This window comes from Pseudomonas borbori (assembly GCF_900115555.1).
Classification (GTDB): domain Bacteria; phylum Pseudomonadota; class Gammaproteobacteria; order Pseudomonadales; family Pseudomonadaceae; genus Aquipseudomonas; species Aquipseudomonas borbori.
Genome location: NZ_FOWX01000026.1, coordinates 64,831 through 85,050, shown reverse-complemented (window position 1 = coordinate 85,050; position 20,220 = coordinate 64,831). Strand labels below are relative to the sequence as shown.

19 protein-coding genes and 1 pseudogene are annotated in these 20,220 nt (G+C 64.4%); 11 read left to right on the top strand and 9 right to left on the bottom strand.

Features of this window, described 5'->3' with window-relative positions:
• A pseudogene (locus BM315_RS17805) lies at positions 1-296 on the top strand (IS4 family transposase); the annotation flags it as partial.
• A gap of 42 nt (positions 297-338) precedes the next feature.
• Here the strand turns inward: BM315_RS17805 and lptG are convergent.
• Entirely contained in the window at positions 339-1,400 is a 1,062-nt protein-coding gene (gene lptG / locus BM315_RS17800) for an LPS export ABC transporter permease LptG (RefSeq protein WP_090503556.1), read from the bottom strand.
• Positions 1,393-2,514, bottom strand: a complete 1,122-nt coding sequence (gene lptF / locus BM315_RS17795) for an LPS export ABC transporter permease LptF (RefSeq protein WP_090503553.1) — start codon at positions 2,512-2,514, stop codon at positions 1,393-1,395. The genes lptG and lptF overlap by 8 nt, the downstream gene beginning before the upstream one ends.
• Positions 2,515-2,657: 143 nt before the next feature.
• Between lptF and BM315_RS17790 the strand changes: the two genes are divergently transcribed.
• From BM315_RS17790 to BM315_RS17750, 10 genes are all read left to right on the top strand, one after another.
• The gene (locus BM315_RS17790; RefSeq protein ID WP_090503551.1) at positions 2,658-4,157 is read left to right on the top strand and encodes a leucyl aminopeptidase; all 1,500 of its coding nucleotides are present in this window, start codon (positions 2,658-2,660) and stop codon (positions 4,155-4,157) included.
• 105 nt (positions 4,158-4,262) lie between these two features.
• The gene (locus BM315_RS17785) at positions 4,263-4,682 is read left to right on the top strand and encodes a DNA polymerase III subunit chi (protein ID WP_170862251.1); all 420 of its coding nucleotides are present in this window, start codon (positions 4,263-4,265) and stop codon (positions 4,680-4,682) included.
• Between the two features lie 10 nt (positions 4,683-4,692).
• Positions 4,693-5,079: a DNA polymerase III subunit chi gene (locus tag BM315_RS17780; RefSeq protein ID WP_090503570.1), complete on the top strand. Its 387-nt coding sequence runs from the start codon at positions 4,693-4,695 to the stop codon at positions 5,077-5,079.
• A 236-nt stretch (positions 5,080-5,315) separates the two neighbouring features.
• Positions 5,316-8,165, top strand: a complete 2,850-nt coding sequence (locus BM315_RS17775; protein ID WP_090503547.1) for a valine--tRNA ligase — start codon at positions 5,316-5,318, stop codon at positions 8,163-8,165.
• Between the two features lie 2 nt (positions 8,166-8,167).
• Positions 8,168-8,425 (top strand): hypothetical protein, encoded by a 258-nt coding sequence (locus tag BM315_RS24395; protein ID WP_141123971.1) that lies wholly within the window; start codon positions 8,168-8,170, stop codon positions 8,423-8,425.
• 56 nt (positions 8,426-8,481) lie between these two features.
• Positions 8,482-9,846, top strand: coding sequence for a sodium:proton antiporter NhaD (nhaD, locus tag BM315_RS17770; RefSeq protein ID WP_090503544.1), 1,365 nt, complete (start codon positions 8,482-8,484; stop codon positions 9,844-9,846).
• A 286-nt stretch (positions 9,847-10,132) separates the two neighbouring features.
• Positions 10,133-10,429 carry a winged helix-turn-helix domain-containing protein gene (locus BM315_RS17765; protein WP_090503542.1) on the top strand — a complete coding sequence of 99 codons (297 nt, stop codon included), beginning with the start codon at positions 10,133-10,135 and terminating at the stop codon, positions 10,427-10,429.
• 83 nt (positions 10,430-10,512) lie between these two features.
• Positions 10,513-11,073 (top strand): VTT domain-containing protein, encoded by a 561-nt coding sequence (locus BM315_RS17760; RefSeq protein WP_090503539.1) that lies wholly within the window; start codon positions 10,513-10,515, stop codon positions 11,071-11,073.
• A 100-nt stretch (positions 11,074-11,173) separates the two neighbouring features.
• Entirely contained in the window at positions 11,174-12,202 is a 1,029-nt protein-coding gene (gene rlmF, locus BM315_RS17755; RefSeq protein ID WP_090503537.1) for a 23S rRNA (adenine(1618)-N(6))-methyltransferase RlmF, read from the top strand.
• A 204-nt stretch (positions 12,203-12,406) separates the two neighbouring features.
• Complete coding sequence (locus tag BM315_RS17750) at positions 12,407-13,207, top strand: DUF1186 domain-containing protein (RefSeq protein WP_170862248.1); 801 nt, start codon at positions 12,407-12,409, stop codon at positions 13,205-13,207.
• A gap of 108 nt (positions 13,208-13,315) precedes the next feature.
• Here the strand turns inward: BM315_RS17750 and BM315_RS17745 are convergent, their stop codons facing one another.
• From BM315_RS17745 to BM315_RS17715, 7 genes are all read right to left on the bottom strand, one after another.
• Positions 13,316-14,578 carry an SLC13 family permease gene (locus BM315_RS17745; RefSeq protein ID WP_090503567.1) on the bottom strand — a complete coding sequence of 421 codons (1,263 nt, stop codon included), beginning with the start codon at positions 14,576-14,578 and terminating at the stop codon, positions 13,316-13,318.
• 215 nt (positions 14,579-14,793) lie between these two features.
• Positions 14,794-15,549 (bottom strand): ABC transporter permease, encoded by a 756-nt coding sequence (locus BM315_RS17740; RefSeq protein ID WP_244527324.1) that lies wholly within the window; start codon positions 15,547-15,549, stop codon positions 14,794-14,796.
• Complete coding sequence (locus BM315_RS17735; protein ID WP_090503532.1) at positions 15,546-16,490, bottom strand: ABC transporter ATP-binding protein; 945 nt, start codon at positions 16,488-16,490, stop codon at positions 15,546-15,548. Before BM315_RS17735 ends, BM315_RS17740 begins: the two co-directional genes overlap by 4 nt.
• Positions 16,487-17,653 (bottom strand): ABC transporter permease, encoded by a 1,167-nt coding sequence (locus BM315_RS17730; protein WP_090503529.1) that lies wholly within the window; start codon positions 17,651-17,653, stop codon positions 16,487-16,489. Before BM315_RS17730 ends, BM315_RS17735 begins: the two co-directional genes overlap by 4 nt.
• 7 nt (positions 17,654-17,660) lie before the next feature.
• Positions 17,661-18,581, bottom strand: coding sequence for a glycine betaine ABC transporter substrate-binding protein OsmF (gene osmF / locus BM315_RS17725; protein ID WP_090503527.1), 921 nt, complete (start codon positions 18,579-18,581; stop codon positions 17,661-17,663).
• Between the two features lie 221 nt (positions 18,582-18,802).
• Positions 18,803-19,228 (bottom strand): potassium channel family protein, encoded by a 426-nt coding sequence (locus BM315_RS17720; RefSeq protein ID WP_090503525.1) that lies wholly within the window; start codon positions 19,226-19,228, stop codon positions 18,803-18,805.
• 88 nt (positions 19,229-19,316) lie between these two features.
• Positions 19,317-20,114, bottom strand: coding sequence for a substrate-binding periplasmic protein (locus tag BM315_RS17715; RefSeq protein ID WP_170862247.1), 798 nt, complete (start codon positions 20,112-20,114; stop codon positions 19,317-19,319).
• Positions 20,115-20,220 lie beyond the last annotated feature (106 nt).

Below are 20,220 nucleotides of genomic sequence, written 5' to 3'. Positions count from 1 at the left end.
TGTTATTGGGCTACAACCTGCTGCGCTATCAGATGGTGGAGATGAGCCGCCATTGCCCAGGTATTTACCCGTGCGAAATGAGCTTTACCGCGTGTACCTGGGCGATTTTAGGTTTTATCAACAGCGTTTCCGCGGACCGCTCCGGGAACATACCCAAGTACCTGGCCGAGCTTCATGCTTCAGCCTTGCACTATGTCCTGCCGCATCGACGAGAAGAGCGTGTTTATCCCCGGGCGATCAGGCTCAAATCCTCGAAGTATCCGATCAGAAAAAAAAATGCCAGTCAGCTTAACTGACTGGCATTAGGCTCAGCGCCGGCTTTTTATCGATTGCAACAACTAACCCGCGCGGCGCAACAGCCAGACACCCGCCAAGGCGCAAATCGCCGCGGGAATCAGCACGGCGAACAGCGGCGAGAATCCGAACACCAGACTGGAAGGCCCGAGCAGGTCCTGGGCAATGCGGAACACGAAGCCCACCACCACGCCGGTAAAGACCCGCTGACCCAGGGTCACCGAGCGCAAGGGACCGAAGATGAAGGAAATGGCCAGCAACACCAGCGCAGCAGTCACTGCCGGCTGCAACACCTTGCTCCAGAATGCCAGCCAATACTGGCCATTATTCAAACCCTGCTCGGCCAGGTAATGGATATAGCGCCATAGCCCTGTTACTGACAACGCGTCGGGTTCCAGCACCACAGTACCGAGCAACTGCGGGTTCAATTCGACATCCCAGCGTTCGTTCGGTGCTTTTACCACTTCGGTACTGCGCTCACGAAAATGCGTGGTCGCCACATTCTCCAGCTGCCAGTGATCGCCCTGATACTGCGCACGGCGGGCAAAGCTGGAAGACAGCAAGTGGCGCTGATCGTCGAAGCGGTAACGGGTCACCCCGAACAGGACACCATTGGGCTGCACCGCGTTGATGTGCACGAACTCTTCGCCCTGGCGATGCCACAGACCGCGCTTGGAGCTCTGCGCCTCGCCAGCCCCCTGGGCCATGGCCCGGTCGGCCTGGGCGCGGTTTTCGCTCCAGGGCGCCAGGTACTCGCCGATCAGGATGCCCGCCAGCATCAACACCAGCATCGGCTTCATCACCGCCCAGACGATACGCCCAATGGAAACCCCGGCGGCGCGCATGATGGTCAGTTCGCTGTTGCTGGCCAGGCTGCCCAGGCCGATCAGGCAGCCGATCAAGGCCGCCATCGGCAGCATCTCGTAGACGCGCCGCGGCAGGGTCAGGAAAATGTACCAGGCCGCATCCTGCAAACCGTAGCCACCCTCGACATCGCCCATCTCATCGATAAAGGCGAACAGCAATGCCAAGCTGACGATGACCCCCAGCACCGTGAGGATCGCGAAAAATACCTGGGTGCCGATGTAGCGATCCAATCTAAGCATGAGCCACCTCCGACCCGGCACGGCGACTCGCCCACTTCAGGCGCAACGGCTCCCAATAGAGCAGCACAAGACCAATCAACAGAAATATGCCGTGCACCCACCACAAGCCTATCGCCTGGGGGATACGCGCCTTGTCCAGGGCGCTGCGCGCAGCGATCAGCAGCGCCAGGTAAGTCATGTACAGAAGGATTGCCGGCAGCAGCTTGAGAAAGCGGCCCTGCCGGGGATTGACCCGCGACAACGGCACCGCCAGCAGGGTCACGATGAACACCAGCAACGGCAGCGACAGACGCCACTGCAACTCGGACTGCAGGCGCGGATTGGCACTGCCGATCAGGTCGCGGGTCGGCACCGCCTCACGCTCGCTGACATCGTCACTGACCGATGGCTTGGGCAACAGCACGCCGTAGGTGTCGTACTGGATCGCCCGGTAGTCGGCCTGGCCGGGGTCGCCGTCGTAGCGGTAACCGTTCTGCAGAATCAGATAGCGACTGCCGTCGGCCTGGATTTCCTGGCGCCCGCTTTGCGCCACCAGCACGGTGATGCCGCGTTCCTTGTCACCCTCACGGGAAAAGCGCTTCTCGGAGATGAAGATGCCGGCCAATTCGGCGCGATCCGCCGACAGCTCCTTGGTATAGGTCACCCGCGAACCGTCCTTCATGGCCTGGAAACGCCCGGGCACCAGGGTGTCGAATTCGGTCAGAGCATCCTGCTCGTTGAGAATCCTCGCTACCTGCGCCACACCCTGCGGCGCCAGGCCCATGCTCAACCAGGCCACCAACAACGCCACCAGCAAGGCCGGCGCCATGGTGTAGACCAGCAAACGCTGCTGGCTCATGCCAGTGGCCGAGAGCACCGTCATCTCGCTGTCGAGGTAGAGCCGGCCATAGGCCATGAGGATGCCGAGGAACAACCCCAGCGGCAGGATCAGCTGCAGGAACCCCGGCAAACGAAAGCCCATGATCAGGAACAACACACCCGGATCCAGCAAGCCCTGGGCCGCCTGCGCCAGGTACTTGATGAAACGGCCACTCATTATGATCACCAGCAGCACGGCACTCATCGCACTCAGGGTAACCAGCACTTCACGAGACAAATAACGGAACACGATCAAACCAGACACTCCAGGGTTGTCAGGCTCAGGCGGCTACGATCACACTAGCCGCACTGTTTGCCGGTTCGCACACAGACGAACCATCGAAAAAATAACCGGCATTATCCTGCAATAACGCCTCATTGTCTTGGGAACACCACGCCATGGAATTTATTGTCAAAAGCGCTCGTCCGGAAACCCTGGAAACCGCCACCCTGGTCATTGCCGTCGGCGAAGGCCACAAGCTCGGTGAAACGGCGAAAGCAATTGATAACGCCAGCGCCGGGGCGATCGGCGCCCTGCTCAAGCGCGGCGACCTCGCCGGCAAGCTTGGCCAGACCCTGCTCGCGCACAATCTGCCCAATCTCAAGGCCGAGCGGGTACTGCTGGTCGGCAGCGGCAAGGAGGCTGAACTCTCAGACCGCCAACTGCGTAAAATGCTCACTGCCGCCTATGGCGTGTTGAAGACCCTGGGCGGCAGCGATGCCGTGCTGGCCCTGGGCGATGTCCAGGTCAAGGGCCGCGACGCCTATGGCAAAGCCCGCCTGATCGTCGAGAGCCTGGCCGATGGCGACTACCAGTTCGATCGGTTCAAGAGCGAGAAGGCCGACGCCAAGGCCTTGAACAAGCTGACCCTGCTCAGCGCCAAGGCCGATCAGGCCGAAGTCGAGCGCGCGACCCGGCATGCCCGGGCGATTGCCGGCGGCATGGCGTTCACCCGCGATCTCGGCAACCTGCCACCGAACCTGTGCCACCCCAGCTACCTGGCCGAAGAGGCCAAGACCCTGGGCAAGACCTACAAGAACCTCAAGGTCGAGATTCTCGACGAGAAAAAACTCAAGGAACTCGGTGCCGGCGCCTTCCTCGCCGTGGCCCAGGGCAGCGACCAGCCGCCACGACTGATCGTGCTCAACTACCAGGGCGGCAAGAAAACCGACAAGCCCTTCGTCCTGGTCGGCAAGGGCATCACCTTCGACACCGGCGGCATCAGCATCAAACCATCCGCCGGCATGGACGAGATGAAGTACGACATGTGCGGCGCCGCCAGCGTGTTCGGCACCCTCAAGGCCGTGCTCGAACTGCAACTGCCGATCAACCTGGTGTGCCTGCTGGCCTGCGCCGAGAATATGCCCAGCGGCGGCGCCACACGCCCCGGCGACATAGTCACCACGATGAGCGGGCAGACTGTGGAGATCCTCAACACCGACGCCGAAGGCCGTCTGGTGTTGTGCGACACCCTGACCTACGCCGAACGTTTCAAGCCGCAGGCAGTGATCGACATCGCTACCCTGACCGGCGCCTGCATCGTCGCCCTGGGCGGCCACACCTCTGGCCTGATGGGCAATGACGACGACCTGCTGCAGCAACTCCTCAAGGCCGGCCAGAGCGCCGACGACCGCGCCTGGCAGTTGCCGCTGTTCGACGAATACCAGGAACAGCTCGACAGCCCCTTCGCCGACATCGCCAACATCGGCGGGCCGAAGGCCGGCACCATCACCGCCGGCTGCTTCCTCTCGCGCTTCGCCAAGAAGTACCACTGGGCGCACCTGGACATCGCCGGCACCGCCTGGATCAGCGGCGGCAAGGAAAAAGGCGCCACCGGCCGGCCAGTGCCGCTGTTGACCCAGTACCTGCTGGATCGCAGCGACAAGGTTGCCAGCTGACACGACATGCGCCAGGGCCTCGGCCCTTGCCACCCTGTAGGAGCGGGCCATGCCCGCGATCGTGACTTCGCGGGCATGGCCCGCTCCTACGTAATCTGGAGACCGATTGTGCGCATCGAGTTTTACGTCCTCTCCTCCGCCGCCCCGGCAGACCGCCTGCGCGCCGCCTGCCAGCTGGCGATGAAGGCCTGGCGCCATGGCCTGCCGGTGTTTCTGCGCGGCTGCGACAGCGCGCAATGCACCGAGCTCGACGAACTTCTCTGGCGTTTCAAGGCCGAAGCCTTCGTGCCGCACAGCTTGCACCAGGACGACCCGCAAGCGCCGGTGGTGATTGGCCTGGATGAGCAGCCGAACACCCGGCAAGGTGTGCTGATCAACCTGAACCCGAGCCTTTCACCCTGTGTCGAACAGTTCAGCCGGGTGATCGAGATCGTCAACCAAGAACCCGATCTATTGACCGCCTGCCGGGAGAATTTTCGCAGTTACCGCCAGCGCGGCTATGATCCGCAACGAGTCGAACTTTAAGTTCCGCACCATGGACACACCAAAACCACCGCAAAAGCCCACCCACCTGCTGGCCGACCTCGAGTCGATCCGCCAGCTGCTGGGCGAGGAAAACCTCGATCCGCCACTGCTGACCGATTCGATCGACCCGGACAGCATTCCCCTGCTCTCGGACATCGTCACCCCGTCGCCGCCGCTCGCCGAGTCCGTCCCGCCAGCCCAGGCTACACCCCTGCACAGCAGCATCCGGCAAACCCTCAACCGCGACAGCGAACTGCAACGCCTGGACAACGAACTGCGCGCCGCCGCCGAGCTGATCCTGCAGGATGTGATCGACGACTTCGTGCCGCAGATCGAGGCCGAACTCAGGCGCCGCCTGCAAGCCCGCCTGACCCGACTGCTGCCGCCACGCAAGTAACCACAGCCGTAGCCCGCCTGAATTTATAGAGCAGGCCGTGGCGCAATCCGGGGGCAGGCATTTCCCGGCCTGCCTGCCGGTCGCGGCGACGGCTGTCGCTGCGCTCAACGCCACAGCATGGGTATCGCTTCGCTCAACACATCCTACGAGCTGGCGGTCTGACGCTTATGGCTTGCGCTCATAGGCGTTATACTTGCCGGCTTTTCCGATCAGCCGTCATAAGGGTCCCGCCGCGCATGGACAAGACCTACCAGCCGCACGCCATTGAAACCGCCCTGTACCAGAACTGGGAGGCGAACAACTATTTCGCTCCGCAGGGTTCGGGCCAGCCCTACACCATCATGATCCCGCCGCCGAACGTCACCGGCAGCCTGCACATGGGCCATGGCTTCAATAACTCGATCATGGATGCGCTGATCCGTTTCCGCCGCATGCAGGGCCGCAAGACCCTGTGGCAACCCGGCACCGACCACGCGGGCATCGCCACCCAGATGGTGGTCGAGCGCCAGCTGGCGGCCGACGGCGTCAGCCGGCATGATCTGGGCCGCGACAAGTTCCTGGAAAAGGTCTGGGAGTGGAAGGAACAGTCCGGCGGCACCATCACCCGGCAGATCCGTCGCCTGGGCAGCTCGGTGGACTGGTCGCGCGAGCGCTTCACCATGGACGACGGCCTGTCCGAAGCGGTGAAAGAAGCCTTCGTGCGCCTGCACGAAGACGGCCTGATCTACCGCGGCAAGCGCCTGGTCAACTGGGACACCAAGTTCCACACCGCGATCTCCGACCTCGAAGTGGAAAACCACGACGAGAAAGGCAACCTGTGGAACCTGCGCTATCCGCTGGCCGACGGCAACAAGACCGCCGACGGCAAGGACTACCTGATAGTCGCCACCACCCGCCCGGAAACCATGCTCGGCGACAGCGCGGTGGCGGTTAACCCGCACGACGAACGCTATCAGGCGCTGATCGGCACCTTCGTCGAGCTGCCGCTGGTTGGCCGGCGCATTCCGATCATCGCCGACGACTATTGCGACCCCGAATTCGGTACCGGCTGCGTGAAGATCACCCCGGCCCACGACTTCAACGACTACGAAGTCGGCAAGCGCCACAACCTGCCGCTGATCAACATCTTCGACAAGGACGCCGCCGTGCTGGCCAGCGCCCAGGTATTCAACGTCGACGGCAGCGTCAATAGCGACATCGATGGCAGCCTGCCGGCCGCATACGCCGGCCTGGACCGTTTCGAGGCGCGCAAACAGATAGTCGCCGCCTTCGAGGCCGCCGGGCTGCTGGAAGGCATCGATGCCCACGCGCTGAAAGTGCCCAAGGGCGACCGCTCCGGCACCGTCATCGAGCCCTGGCTGACCGACCAGTGGTACGTCTCCACCAAGCCTCTGGCCGAGCCGGCGATCAAGGCCGTGGAAGACGGCGCGATCCAGTTCGTGCCCAAGCAGTACGAGAACATGTACTTCAGCTGGATGCGCGACATCCAGGACTGGTGCATCAGCCGCCAACTGTGGTGGGGCCACCGCATCCCGGCCTGGTACGACGAGGCCGGCAACGTCTACGTCGGCCGCGACGAGGCTGAAGTACGCGCCAAGCACAATCTCGGCGAACAGCCGCTGCGCCAGGACGAAGACGTACTGGACACCTGGTTCAGCTCCGGTCTGTGGACCTTTTCCACCCTCGGCTGGCCGCAGCAGACCGAATTTCTGAAGACCTTCCACCCCACCGACGTGCTGGTCACCGGCTTCGACATCATCTTCTTCTGGGTCGCGCGGATGATCATGCTGACCCTGCACCTGGTGAAGAACGACGACGGCACGCCGCAAGTACCGTTCAAGACCGTCTACGTCCACGGCCTGGTGCGCGACAGCCAGGGCCACAAGATGTCCAAGTCCAAGGGCAACGTGCTCGACCCGCTGGACATCGTCGACGGCATCGACCTGGAATCCCTGGTGGCCAAACGCACCAGCGGCATGATGCAGCCCAAGCTGGCCGAAAAGATCGCCAAGCAGACCCGCGCCGAATTCCCCGAGGGCATCGCCGCCTACGGCACCGACGCCCTGCGCTTCACCAACCTGGCGCTGGCCTCCACCGGGCGCGACGTCAAGTTCGACATGGGCCGGGTCGAGGGTTACCGCAATTTCTGCAACAAGATCTGGAACGCCGCCAACTTCGTCATCGAGAACACCGATGGCCAGGATACGGGCGTAAATGGCGAACCGGTGGAGCTGTCTTCGGTGGACCGCTGGATCATCTCCGCCCTGCAGCGCACCGAGGCCGAAGTCACCCGCCAGTTCGACGCCTTCCGCTTCGACCTGGCCGCGCAGGCGCTCTACGAATTCATCTGGGACGAGTACTGCGCCTGGTACCTGGAACTGGTCAAGCCAGTGCTCTGGGACGAGAACGCCTCCATCGAACGCCAGCGCGGCACCCGCCGTACCCTGGTCCGTGTGCTGGAAGTGGCCCTGCGTCTGGCCCACCCGTTCATGCCCTTTATCACCGAAGAAATCTGGCAGCGGATCAAGGCGCAGGCCGGCGTCGATGGTGAAACCATCATGTTGCAGGCTTGGCCGGTGGCCAACGAGAGCCGCATCGATGCCGCCGCCGAAGGCGATATCGAGTGGGTCAAGCAACTGATGCTCGGTCTGCGGCAGATCCGCGGCGAGATGAAAATCTCCATGGCCAAGCGCATCGACATCATCCTGCAGAACGCCAGCGACGAAGACCTGCGCCGCCTGGCCGACAACGCGCCGCTGCTGAACAAGCTGGCCAAGCTGGAGTCGGTCCGCGTGTTGCAAACCGGAGAAGAGGCGCCGATGTCCGCCACCGCCCTGGTCGGCGACATGCAGGTGCTGGTGCCGATGGCCGGCTTGATCGACAAGGACGCCGAACTGGCACGCCTGGACAAGGAGATCGCCCGCCTGGACGGTGAGGTCAAGCGGGTCGGCGGCAAGCTGAGCAATCAAGGCTTCGTCGCCAAGGCTCCGGCCGAGGTGCTGGACAAGGAGCGGGCCAAACTGGCCGAGGCCGAACAGGCCCTCGGCAAACTCGCCGAGCAGCGCGAGCGCATCGCCGATTTATAGCCGTGAACAGAGCCCGCCGTCGCAAGATCGCGGGCTTTTTTCTGACCGGAAAAATGCCCTATCGGCGCACTCAAGTGGTGGCCGCAAAACGCCCCCGGCAGCAGTCAACGCCGACCTTGACCGGTACGACTCAACTGAACGACATAAGGTTTCTATTCTTGTCCAGCATCAACGCAGTGCAACCTGGAATCGCCTATAAACGCCGCCAATTGGCGCGACGCTTTCCGCTCGAAGCATTCTTGATGCAGGCTGCCGCTTAGCATTTTTCTAACGATTTCAAACCTTAACCTTAACCTTCTGACTGGAAACTCAGCCTATGTTTGCATACGTACTAATGGCATTGATATTCGTGTTCGGATATCTATGCATCGCCCTCGAACACCCACTGAAAATCGACAAGGCCGCCTCGGCCATCCTCACCGCCGTGGTCTGCTGGACGGTACTGGTGCTGGGAGCCGACAGCATCCTGCCGCTATTGGCAGGAGAAGGCGCGTCCCACGAAGTCACAACCGAACTGCGCCACCACCTCGGTGAAGTGTCGGAGATCCTGTTCTTCCTGATGGGCGCCATGACCATCGTCGAGCTGATCGACGCCCACGAAGGCTTCAAGGTCATCACCGACCGCATCCGCACCAGCAAGCGCGTGCACCTGCTGTGGATGATCGGTTTCATTACCTTCTTCCTTTCGGCCGCGCTGGACAACCTGACCACCACCATCGTCATGGTTTCCCTGCTGCGCAAGCTGGTCAAGGAACAACACGAGCGCTGGTTCTATGCCGGCATCGTGGTGATCGCCGCCAACGCCGGCGGCGCCTGGTCGCCGATCGGCGACGTGACCACCACCATGCTGTGGATCGGCAACCAGATCACCGCCAGCGGCATCGTCGCCCAATTGTTCATCCCCAGCCTGGTCTGCCTGCTGGTGCCGCTGCTGCTGCTGAGCCTGACCTTGAAGGGTGAGTTCGAACGCCCGGTGGTCAAGCCGACCAAGGAGGAGCGTCGCGACCCGACCACCCCCTTCGAGCGCAACCTGGTGTTCATCCTCGGCATCGGCGCCCTGGTGTTCGTCCCGGTGTTCAAGACCGTCACCCACCTGCCACCCTACATGGGCATCCTCCTCGGCCTCGGCGTGCTCTGGGTGGTCACCGAAGTGCTGCACCGCGGCAAGAACGATGAAGACAAGCATCCCCTCTCGGTGGTCGGCGTACTGCGCAAGATCGACACCACCAGCGTGCTGTTCTTCCTCGGCATCCTGCTCGCCGTCTCCAGCCTGGCCACCGCCGGCCACCTGACCCAGGTCGCCAGCGCCCTGAAGGAAAGCCTGGGCAACGTCTACGCCATCAACATCGCCATCGGCCTGCTGTCCTCGGTGGTCGACAACGTACCGCTGGTGGCCGGTGCCATGAAGATGTACCCACTGGTCAGCCCCGACACCCTGGCCGCGGCCGGCGGCGATGGCTGGCTGGGTAACTTCGTGGTCAACGGTACCTTCTGGGAACTGCTGGCCTATTGCGCCGGCACCGGCGGCAGCTGCCTGATCATCGGCTCGGCGGCCGGCGTGGCGGCCATGGGCATGGAGAAGATCAACTTCATCTGGTACCTGAAGAAGATCAGCCTGCTGGCCCTGCTCGGCTACCTGGCCGGCGCCGCGACCTATATCGGCATCGCCACCCTGGCCTGACAGTCGATAGCCGCTTAGGCTAAGGGTGTGTCCGCACAGCGGCGCACCCTCAGCAGGCCGTTGAAAAACGTAGGCGAGGCAGGCAAGACAAGGCAAAAACAGGCGAGGAAGCGGACTGGGCTCGCACGCGAGTTTACGAGCTGTAAATGAGCATTACTCGCTTCGCTCGCCCTACGGGCCGCGCTGAAGCGCGTTAGCCGCAAGCGGCTTGCCGAGCCTGTTTTTAACGCAGTATTGCCAACGCAGGTAGTTTTTCAACAGCCTGTTAGCGCAGGAGCCTCGACCGATGGATGTGAGCAAGACCAAAACCAGTTTCTACCGCCGCCTCTATGTGGCCTGGCTGATCGACAGCGGCACCGCCTGCAGCGTGCCGGCGCTGATGGCCGCCACCGGCATGCCCCGGCGCACCGCCCAGGACACCCTCACCGCCCTCGCCGACCTGGACATCGACTGCGTCTTCGTCCAGCAGGCAGGCGAGCGCAACAACGCCGGGCATTACACCATTCGCGACTGGGGTGCGATCGATCCGCAGTGGATCGCCGCCAACCTCATGCGGATCAAGGCCATACTCGCTTACCCCTGAGCAGTGAGAGCTTGAGCCTACTGCGACCGCCTCCAGGCGCTCGCTACGGCGCTCGATTTATTTCACAACCGCCGAGGCCCGCCATGCGCAGCTCCCATCGACTGTTACTGGTGCTCCTGTTCCTGCTGGGCCTGTTCCTGCTGTTCGAGGCCCTGGGTATCCGCGCCCGGTTCAACCTGCAAGCCCTGCATGACTTGATCCTGATGCACCCGGTCAGCGGCCTGCTGCTGTTCATCCTGCTGTTCGCCCTGGGCAACCTGATCCAGATTCCCGGCTGGATCTTCCTCGCCGCCGCGGTGCTGGCGCTGGGCAGGGTCTATGGCGGCATCGCCACCTACCTGGCCGCCAGCGCTTCTTGCGTGGTCACCTTCCTGACCATCCGCTACCTGGGCGGCAATGCCCTGCGCGAACTCGACAACCGCCTGGCCCAGCACCTGCTGGCCGGCCTCGACCGCCACCCGCTGGCCAGCATCATCGCCCTGCGCACGCTGTTTCAGACGGTACCGGCGCTGAACTACAGCCTCGCCCTGTCCGGCGTGCCCTTTCGCACCTACCTGCTCGGCACCCTGCTCGGCCTGCCGCTGCCGATTGCCCTGTACTGCCTGTTCTTCGATTACCTGGCGATGTGGCTGGAGATCGCTTAGCCGGCCCTGGTTCTGCACATGACTGAGAGCGCACGCTTTTCCAGCACGACCGCAGCAGCTGTGGGAAAATGCCGCGCCCCGAGTCTGCGATACGCCCGCCATGTCCTTGCCGCCGAAACGCCCCAGTCGTAAACCCGCCGCGCCGCGCCCTGCGCCTAGCAAACCTGCTGCAGGCAAGCCCGACGCCGCCAAAGGCCAGTTGCACCCGCGCAACCGCCACCAGGGTCGCTACGACTTCCCCGCGTTGATCAAGGCCAGCCCGGAGTTGGCGGCCTTTGTGATCCTCAACCCGTACGGCAAGGAGAGCATCGACTTCGCCAACCCGGCGGCGGTCAAGGTGTTCAATCGGGCGCTGCTCAGGCAGTTCTACGGCATCGAGCATTGGGATATTCCGCCGGACTACCTGTGCCCGCCGATTCCGGGGCGCGCCGATTACCTGCATTACCTGGCCGACCTGCTGGCCAGCGGCAATGGCGGCGAGATCCCGCGCGGCGCCCAGGTGCGCGCCCTGGATATTGGCGTGGGAGCCAACTGCATCTACCCGCTGCTGGGCAACCGCGAGTACGGCTGGCAGTTTCTCGGCGCGGATATCGCGGCCAGCGCTATCGCTGCGGCCAAAACCATAGTGCAAGCGAACCCCGGGCTGGCCGGCACCATCGAACTGCGCCAGCAACAGAATCCCGTGCATATCTTCCAGGGATTGTTGCAGGGCGATGAGCGCTTCGACCTGACGCTGTGCAACCCACCCTTCCACGCCAGCGCGGAAGAGGCCAGCAGCGGCAGCAAGCGCAAGTGGCGCAACCTGGGCAAGCTAGACCCCAGGCGCAAACTGCCGCTGCTGAATTTCGGCGGCCAGGCCGCGGAGTTGTGGTGCCAGGGCGGCGAGGCGGCCTTCGTCACCCGTCTGATCGCCGAAAGCGTCGAGGTCAGCCAGCAGGTGCTCTGGTTCAGCAGCCTGATCTCCAAGGCCAGCAACCTGCCCGGCGTCTACGCCGCACTGAAAAAAGCCGGCGCGCTGGAAGTACGCACCGTGGAAATGGCCCAAGGCCAGAAGCAGAGCCGCTTCGTCGCCTGGACCTTCCTCAGCCCGCAACAGCAGCAGGACTGGCGGCAAGCACGCTGGAAATAAAGCCTGCCGCGACCGATCGGATCGCCATAACGTAGCCCGGATAAAATCCGGGGAAATCTGGCCCTTATAGAACCGCTCCCCCGGATTGCATCCGGGCTAGCAAGCCGCAAATGCCCCGAGGCATGCGGATGTCGCTTCATGGCAAGCCACCGCCCCTCGCGCTACCATGCGCCCCTTTCGACTTTCATACGCAGGAGATGTCCCATGCCGCTCAGCGACTACCGCCCACCGGTTGCCCAACTCCTGACGCTGGGCGACCCGCTGATTGAGCAGGACGGGATGTCCTACCGGCAACTCGGTCTGAGCGAAGCCGATGTGCCGGAACTCTGCCGCCTGGCCCAGGCCGCCACTCTCTATGACGACGAAGCCGACGACCTCCAGGTCTATGCAAGCGTGCACGCCTGGCGCGCCCTCGGCGAGCTGCGGGCGGAGGCCGCTGTCGACACCCTGATCGGCGAGCTCCACCATGCCGAAACGGACGACTGGGTGGCGGAAGAACTGCCGGCGATCCTCGGACGGATCGGAGCGGCCGCGATTGCGCCGCTCACCACCTATCTCGAAGACTACGACAACGATACCTGGGCGCGTTTCGCTGCCGTGAGTTCCCTGACCGCGATCGCCCGGGCCTTCCCCGCAAACCGCGATCGTTGCGTCGCCATTCTCAGCGAGCAACTGACCCGCTTTACCGAGCAGGACACCGACATCAATGCCCTGCTGATCGGCGAGCTGTGCACCCTTGCGGCGGTCGAGGCCGCGCCCTTGATGGAACAAGCCTTTGCCGCCGATGCGGTCGATATGACCGTAATGGGCGACTGGGAGGATGTGCAGATCGAGCTGGGCTTGCTGGAACGGCGCCTGACCCCAAGACCCAATTACTACGGCTACGGTCTGCCCACCCCCGGAGCGTCGGCGCCCACGCTGCGCAAAGCCGCCGCCGGCAAGACGAAGAAGGTCAAGCGCAAGCAGCAGGCGAAATCCCGCCAGCGTAACCGCAAGAAGAAGTGACGCTCGACTCGGCGCCGGGTAGAAATACCTTGCACGCCTGACCGGGCTTCGCCGTGCGCTACCCAGCCGGTATTGCTCGCAGTTTGGCCAGTGCCACCCCAACCGCACCTACCAGGGCAACCACCCGCCCAGGCCCAGCCACAGCCCGGCGGCGCCCATGCTCAACAGGGTCACCGGGAAACCGCTGCGGGCGAAGTCGACGAAACTCAGCGCCACGCCCTGACGCCGCGCGCTTTCGGCGACTATCAGATTGACCACACTACCGATCAGCAGCAGGTTGCCGGCCAGGGTCGACATCAGCGCCAGGCCGACCAGCAGCGGCTGCGGTGCGTCCGGCAACAGCCCCAGCAGCAACACCACGAAGGGCACATTGCCGATCAGGTTGCTGGCCAGCAGCGAGGCCGTCGCCAGCCCCATTACGCCCTCGGGCACCAGCCCGTACTCGCGCAGCGTCGCGGCTAGCGCGGCCACCTCCGGCAGGCCGAGGGCGGCACCGGTCACCACGAACAATCCGGCGAACAGCAGCAGCAGATTGAGATCGACCTTGTGCACGTAATCGCGGCTGTCGACCCGCCGCGAAATCATCAGCAGGGCGGCGATCAGCAAAGCGGACAACTCGCGGGGGATCTGTGTGGAAAACAGCCCTAGCAACACCAGCGTCGCCAATAGCGGCTTGAGATAGCTGTGCGCGCCACAGCCGTGCGCGCCATCAAAGCGGCGTTCGACCGGGGTCTCCTCGGCCGGCAACGCCTGCGGCACGCCCCAACGCCTGCGCCATTGCAACCAGATCACCCCGTAGGTGATCGCCAACGCGGCCAACGCCGGCGGCCCCGCGATAAAAGTGAACGACCAGAAATCCAGGCCGCCGGCCTGGCCGATCAGGATGTTCTGCGGGTTGCCGATCAGGCTGGCCGAGGAGCCGGCGTTGCAGGACAACGCCAGGGCCAGGAGAAAGGGTCGCGGATCGAGGCCGCGGGCCAACAGGCTGTGGCACAGCAGCGGGGTCAGGGCGAAGGCGACTATGTCGTTGACCAACAGCGCCGAGAGCAGGCCACCGAGCAGCACCACGCCGCCCAGCAACAGGGCCGGGCGTTGCCCATAGTGGCTGAGCTGGGCGTTGAGCCAGGCATAGACCCCGGAAAAATCGAACTGCGCGGAAATCAGCATCAGCGCCAACAGCAGCAACAACGCCCCGGCATCCAGATGAGCGGCCGCCTCGCCTGGCGACTGGAGCCCGCAGAACAGCAGCAGCACCGTCGCACAGCCGGCGATCCAGCTGCGGTCGACGCGCAAACCCGGAATTCCCCCGGCAGCCATGCCCAGGTAGGTCATGACGAACAGCCCCAGCACCCCCCATGACGTTAGCGCCATGCTGCCCTCACCCATCAAGCGTTAGCGCCCTCACGCGCCTGATCGAGCGCGCGTGGCGCCGCAGCACTCTAACTGCAGCACTGCGCCGGGAGAAGCCGGGCAAGGCGGCGGGCGATAAAAATACTTGGCCAAAGGTGCGCTGCTGCGCCAGCATCCCCCCTCCTGCTTGCGGTTGCTGGCGCTTGATTTCCCCGGATTGCATCCGGGCTACCCATTCACTTTGCCTGGCCGGTTCCCGGCGCGCGCCGTTGCAGCTGCTCGAACAGGCTGTCGACCGCCACGGCCAGCAGGCCGATCAGGATCGCGCCCTGCAGGATGAAGGCCGTGTTGCCGGTGACCAGCCCCGAGATCACCGGGTCGCCCAGGGTGCTGGCGCCGATGGTGGAGCCGATGGCCGCGGTGGCGATGTTGATGGTCAGCGAGGTGCGGATGCCGGCCAGGATGACGTTCAGGGCCAGCGGCAACTCCACCTGGCAGAGCACCTGCAACGGCGCCATGCCCATGCCGCGCGCCGCCTCCAGCACCGCCGGATCGATGCTGCGCAGGCCCGCCAGGCTGTTGCGCAGGATCGGCAGCAGGCCATAGAGGATCAGGGCGAACAGGGTCGGCCCGTTGCCGAAGCCGAGCGCCGGCACCGCCAGGGCCAGTACCGCCACCGGCGGTATGGTCTGGCCGATCGAGGCGACCTGGCTGACCAGCGGCAAAAAGTCCTCGCCCCAGCGCCGGGTCACCATGATCGCCGCGCCCACCCCGACCAGGCTGGAGACGCAGGCCGCTAGCGCCACCAGCAACAGATGGCTGCCGAGCAGGTCGATAAAGGCGGCGCGGCCATAGATCACCGTGCGGCTGTCCGGCTCGAGCAGGCGAAACAGCCCGTCCAGCTCGCCCAGCCCCAACGCCGCCGTCAGCAGCAGGGCCAGCCACAGCAGCGGCTGCCAGGCGTCGCTGCGCAACAGCGCGCGCCTGCTCACCGGGGCCGATCCAGCAGCGCGTCCAAGCGCAACACGCCGACCTGCCGGCCCTGCTCATCGACCACCGGCAGGCTGCTGCAGCGGTGCCAGAGCATCAGCGACAGCGCCTGACGCAGGTTGTCCGTGGCCTTGATCCTGGGCCCGGCGAGCGGCGCGGCGGCCGTGGTCAGCACCTGCATCAGGGTAGCGACGCGCAGCAGCCCAGCCTGCTTGAGGCCGCGTTCCTGGCCGCCGAGCAGGTTCTCGACGAAGGCATTGGCCGGTTTGGCCAGCAGCGCCTGGGGGCTGTCCTGTTGGACGATCCGGCCCTTGTCCATCACCACGATGCGGTTGGCCAACTTGAGCGCCTCGTCCATGTCGTGGGTGACGAAGACGATGGTCTTGCGCAGCTGCGCCTGGATGCGCAACAGCTCGTTCTGCAGGCTCTCGCGGGTGATCGGGTCGAGCGCGCCGAAGGGTTCGTCCATCAGCAGGATGTCCGGGTCGCCGGCCAGGGCGCGAGCCACGCCGACCCGCTGGGCCTGGCCGCCCGACAGCTGGCTGGGGTACTTGGCGGCGAACTCGGCCGGCGCCAGGTCGAGCAAGTGCAGCAGTTCCTCGACCCGCCGGCGGATGCGCGCGGCCGGCCAGCCGAGCAGACGGGGCACCACGGCGATGTTGCGCGCCACCGTCCAGTGCGGAAACAGGCCGGTGTTCTGGATCGCGTAGCCGATACCGCGGCGCAGTTGCTGCGGGTCGATCTGCTCGATGTCGCGGCCATCGATGCGAATGCTGCCGGCCGAGTGTGCGATCAGGCGGTTGATCATGCGCAGGGTGGTCGACTTGCCGCAGCCCGAGGTGCCGATCAGCACGCACAGCTCGCCGGTTTGCACGCTCAGGGAGATGGCGTCCACCGCCCGAGTCTGACCGAACAGCTTGCTGACGTTGCGCAGCTCGATCATCGCCTCGCTCCGCTGGAAAAACCTTCGCCCAACAGGCTGAACAGACCGTCCGCCAGCAGCGCCAGGACGATGATGGGCAAGGCACCGAGGATGATCAGGTCCATCGCCGACTGGCCCAGGCCCTGGAAGATAAAGGTGCCGAAGCCGCCCGCGCCGATCAGCGCCGCCACCGCGGTCAGGCCGATCGCCTGGATGCTGGTGACCCGCACGCCCTCGATGATCAACGGCATGGCCAGCGGCAGGCGCACCTGGAGGAACACCTGGGCCGGGCTCATGCCCATGCCGCGGGCGGACTCGATCACGCCGGCCTCGACCTCCTGCAGGGCGACGCAGGTATTGCGCACGATCGGCAACAGGCTGTAGGCGATCAGGGCGAGCAGCGCCGGCGCCCAGCCGATACCGCGGATATTCAGCTGCTGCAGCGCGGGGAACTGCGCCGACAGGTAACTCAGCGGCGCGATCAGCAGGCCAAACAGCGCCAGACTGGGGATGGTCTGGATAAAACTCAGCAGGCCGATGCTGCCCTTGTGCGCCCGCGGATAACGCTGCAGCAACAGGGCGATGGCGCCGCCGAACAGCAGGCTCGCGCCCACCGCCGCGCCCACCAGAGCCAGGTGACTGGACAGGGCAGCGGCGAACTGGCTGCGGCGCGACTGGTACTCGCGCAGCAACGCCAGCGGCTCCAGCCAGCCCTGCCCGGCCAGCCAGCCCAGCAGCAGGGCCAGAACGACGGCGCTGCCGAGCAGCCAGACGCGCGAAAGACCCAGGCGCTGCTGCAGCTCGATCAGCAGCAAGCCGAGGAGGAACAGCAGGCTCCAGCAACCGGCGCCAATGCCGACCCGCGCGTAGGGCAGGTCCGCGCCTATGTGGCGCTCGATGCTCCAGGCCAGACTCGCGGGTAATTGCAGCAACAGCAGCCACACGAGCGCCAGGATCGGCCCGTAGGTCGGACGCGGCGACCACAACGCCAGCAACCCGCAGGCCAGCAGCAACCCCGTGAGCAGCAGCGCCCACACCGGCCCCAGAGCGGCCAGCAGTCCCAGGCCACTACCCGGAGCGATGCGGTTGGGCTGGATGCTGACGAAATCCAGGCACCACAGCAGTGCCAGCGCCAGCAGCGCCAGCAGCGGGATGACCCTATTGCTCCGCAGTGGCAGGCTCATGCCGGCATCATTGGCCCAGGCTGTCGAGGAACGCCGCCGCTACTTGCGCCGGCTCCGCGCCCTGCACCGCCACCTCGCCATTGAGGCGCTGCAGGGTCTGCAGATCCAGGGCGGCGAAGATCGGCTGAAGAATCCCGGCGATCTGCGGATAGGCCTCGAGCACATCCGCGCGCACCACCGGCGCCGGCTGATAGACCGGCTGCACGCCGCGGGTGTCTTCCAACACCAGCAGGTCGAGGGCGCTGAGGCCGCCATCGGTGCCGTAGGTCATGGCCGCGTTGACCCCGTTGGTCTGCAAGGATGCGGCGCGGATGGTCGTCGCGGTATTGCCGCCGGCCAGAATCAACAACTGCTCGGACGTCAGGGTGAAACCGTAGGCCTGCTGGAAAGCCGGGAGCGCCGTCGGCGACTCGACGAACTCGGCGCTGGCGGCGAACTTGAAGGCGCCGCCGCCGGCCAGGTAGCGGGCCAGATCGTCCAGCGTCTGCAGGCCATGGGCGCGCGCCAGGTCGCCGCGCACACTCATGGCCCAGGTGTTGTTGGCGTTGGCCGGCTGCAGCCAGACCAGTTGATTGGCGGCGAGATCCAGTTGCTTGACCTTGGCGTAGCCCTGCTCGGCGTCTTTCCACAGGCTGCTGTCGGCGCTGTCGAAAAAGAATGCGCCATTGCCGGTGTACTCCGGGTAGATGCCGACCTCACCGGCGATCAGGGCACTGCGCACAATGTTGGTGGCGCCGAGCTGGGTGCGATCCTCGACCGGCACCCCGCCACGCTTGAGTGCCTGAAAGATCAACTGCCCGAGCACCGCACCCTCGGTATCGATCTTGGAGGCGACCACCACGGTCGGTTGCGCCTGGGCAGCACCCAGCACACCCCAGAGCGCCAGCAGCGAAAGCACCCGACCCAGTTGATTGGCCAATAAAGACATGGTTTATCCACCCCTGTTGGTTTGAGCAAAGCGTAGAAGATGCAACCGGGCAATGACAGCCGCGCCCCGCCTGATTGGCCGCCCGCACCGGCTTGCAGCGCCGACAGGACGCCGCTGAGCCGAAGCATTGCACGGCAGCCGTGCTCGACATGTACCAGCCCGTCAGCGGTTACCAACGGGCAAGTTGCCCGGCAAAGATGACCGCGCGGCGACACGCCACGCTATCGGGTATTCCAGAACCGCTGCATTTCGACGAAGAGAAATGACGCGCTCCAGGTGATCAGCACCAGCCCGGTGAGTGATTCGATACCGGTGAGAAAACGCAGTTCACCGTGCGGCTGGATGTCGCCGAAGCCGAGGGTGGTGAAGATCGTGAAGGAAAAATACACAGCGTCCATCAAGCTGCCGTTGAAGTTGCCTTCCAGGTAGCCCCAACCATCGGCACGGTGCATCAGGTAGTAGGCGATGGCGAATATCCACACCTCGACCGCATGGCCCAGCAGAGCGCCACCGACCCCCAGCACGATACGAAAGCGATGGCGCACCTGAATGCGCGGCAGCAGCAGGGTCAGCCGATACAGGAACTCGTAGTGGATGATGACCGCGGTTATGACGATCAGGGTGTTCACTAGAAATACGACGATCACTGGCGATCCCGGGTTGAATGACGTGGATGGACACAGGTTTACCGACGGGCAATCCCTGCATGTGCTCGGCACTGCTGACGCGTCGGCCTCAGGGTTCGGGCCGGGCCAGAAAAGCCTGCATCAGCACCTGATACTCCGGCGACTCACGCTGGCGCCCTATTTCGGTCCAGATGGCCTCGGCCATCGCCGGGTGTGCGCCGACGTAGGCATTCGACAGCATCAGGTAATAGGCCTTCTCCTCGAGCGGCAACTTGACCTTCTCGATTGTTGCCGCCAACTGCGGATGGGCCTGCAGGAGAAAATCGGCGCGCAGGCTTTGCAGGGCCGCCGCCGGCACCCGACCACGCCTGAGCATCTGCAGGAGTGCCAGGGGATCGCGGCTGGTTTCATCCACTTCGGCGCCATGCGCATGAATGAAGTCGACGATGGAGAAACCACTCAGCGAGCCGATGCGGCCATCGAGCTGACGGAACGCCTTGCCGTCCCAGTCCACCTGGCTGCCCTTGCGCCGGTACAGGGCATAGCTGGAGGTATGCAGGCGCTTGCGCTCATCCAGACGGCCATCGGCATCCGCCGGGTAGCGGCCGATGGCCAGGCGCTCGGCCTTGTAACTGGAGGCGAAGGCGCCGTCGTAAGCCCCCCGTTCCAGGCCGGCGAGACAGCGGCTCCAGGGCACCGGGACGAACTCGAAACTCAGTGCCTGGGCCTGCTCGACCAGACCGAGCAACTGCAGATTGAGGCCGGAACCGTCTCTCAGCACCCAGGGGTAGGAATCCTGGTCCTCGTAGCACAGCTTCAACTCCGAGCCATCGGCAGAGGCGGCCGCAGTTGGCAGCACGCCTGAAAGCAGACAACCCAGGACCAAACAGAAAAATGCCTTGGCCAATGCGCAATGCTCCATAAGCGTAACGAGGTTGCCTGCCTTGGGTAGCCGGGCACCGCCTTCCCGAGATGCGGCAAGTATAGGCAGAACCATGGCCCCGTCATGTTGC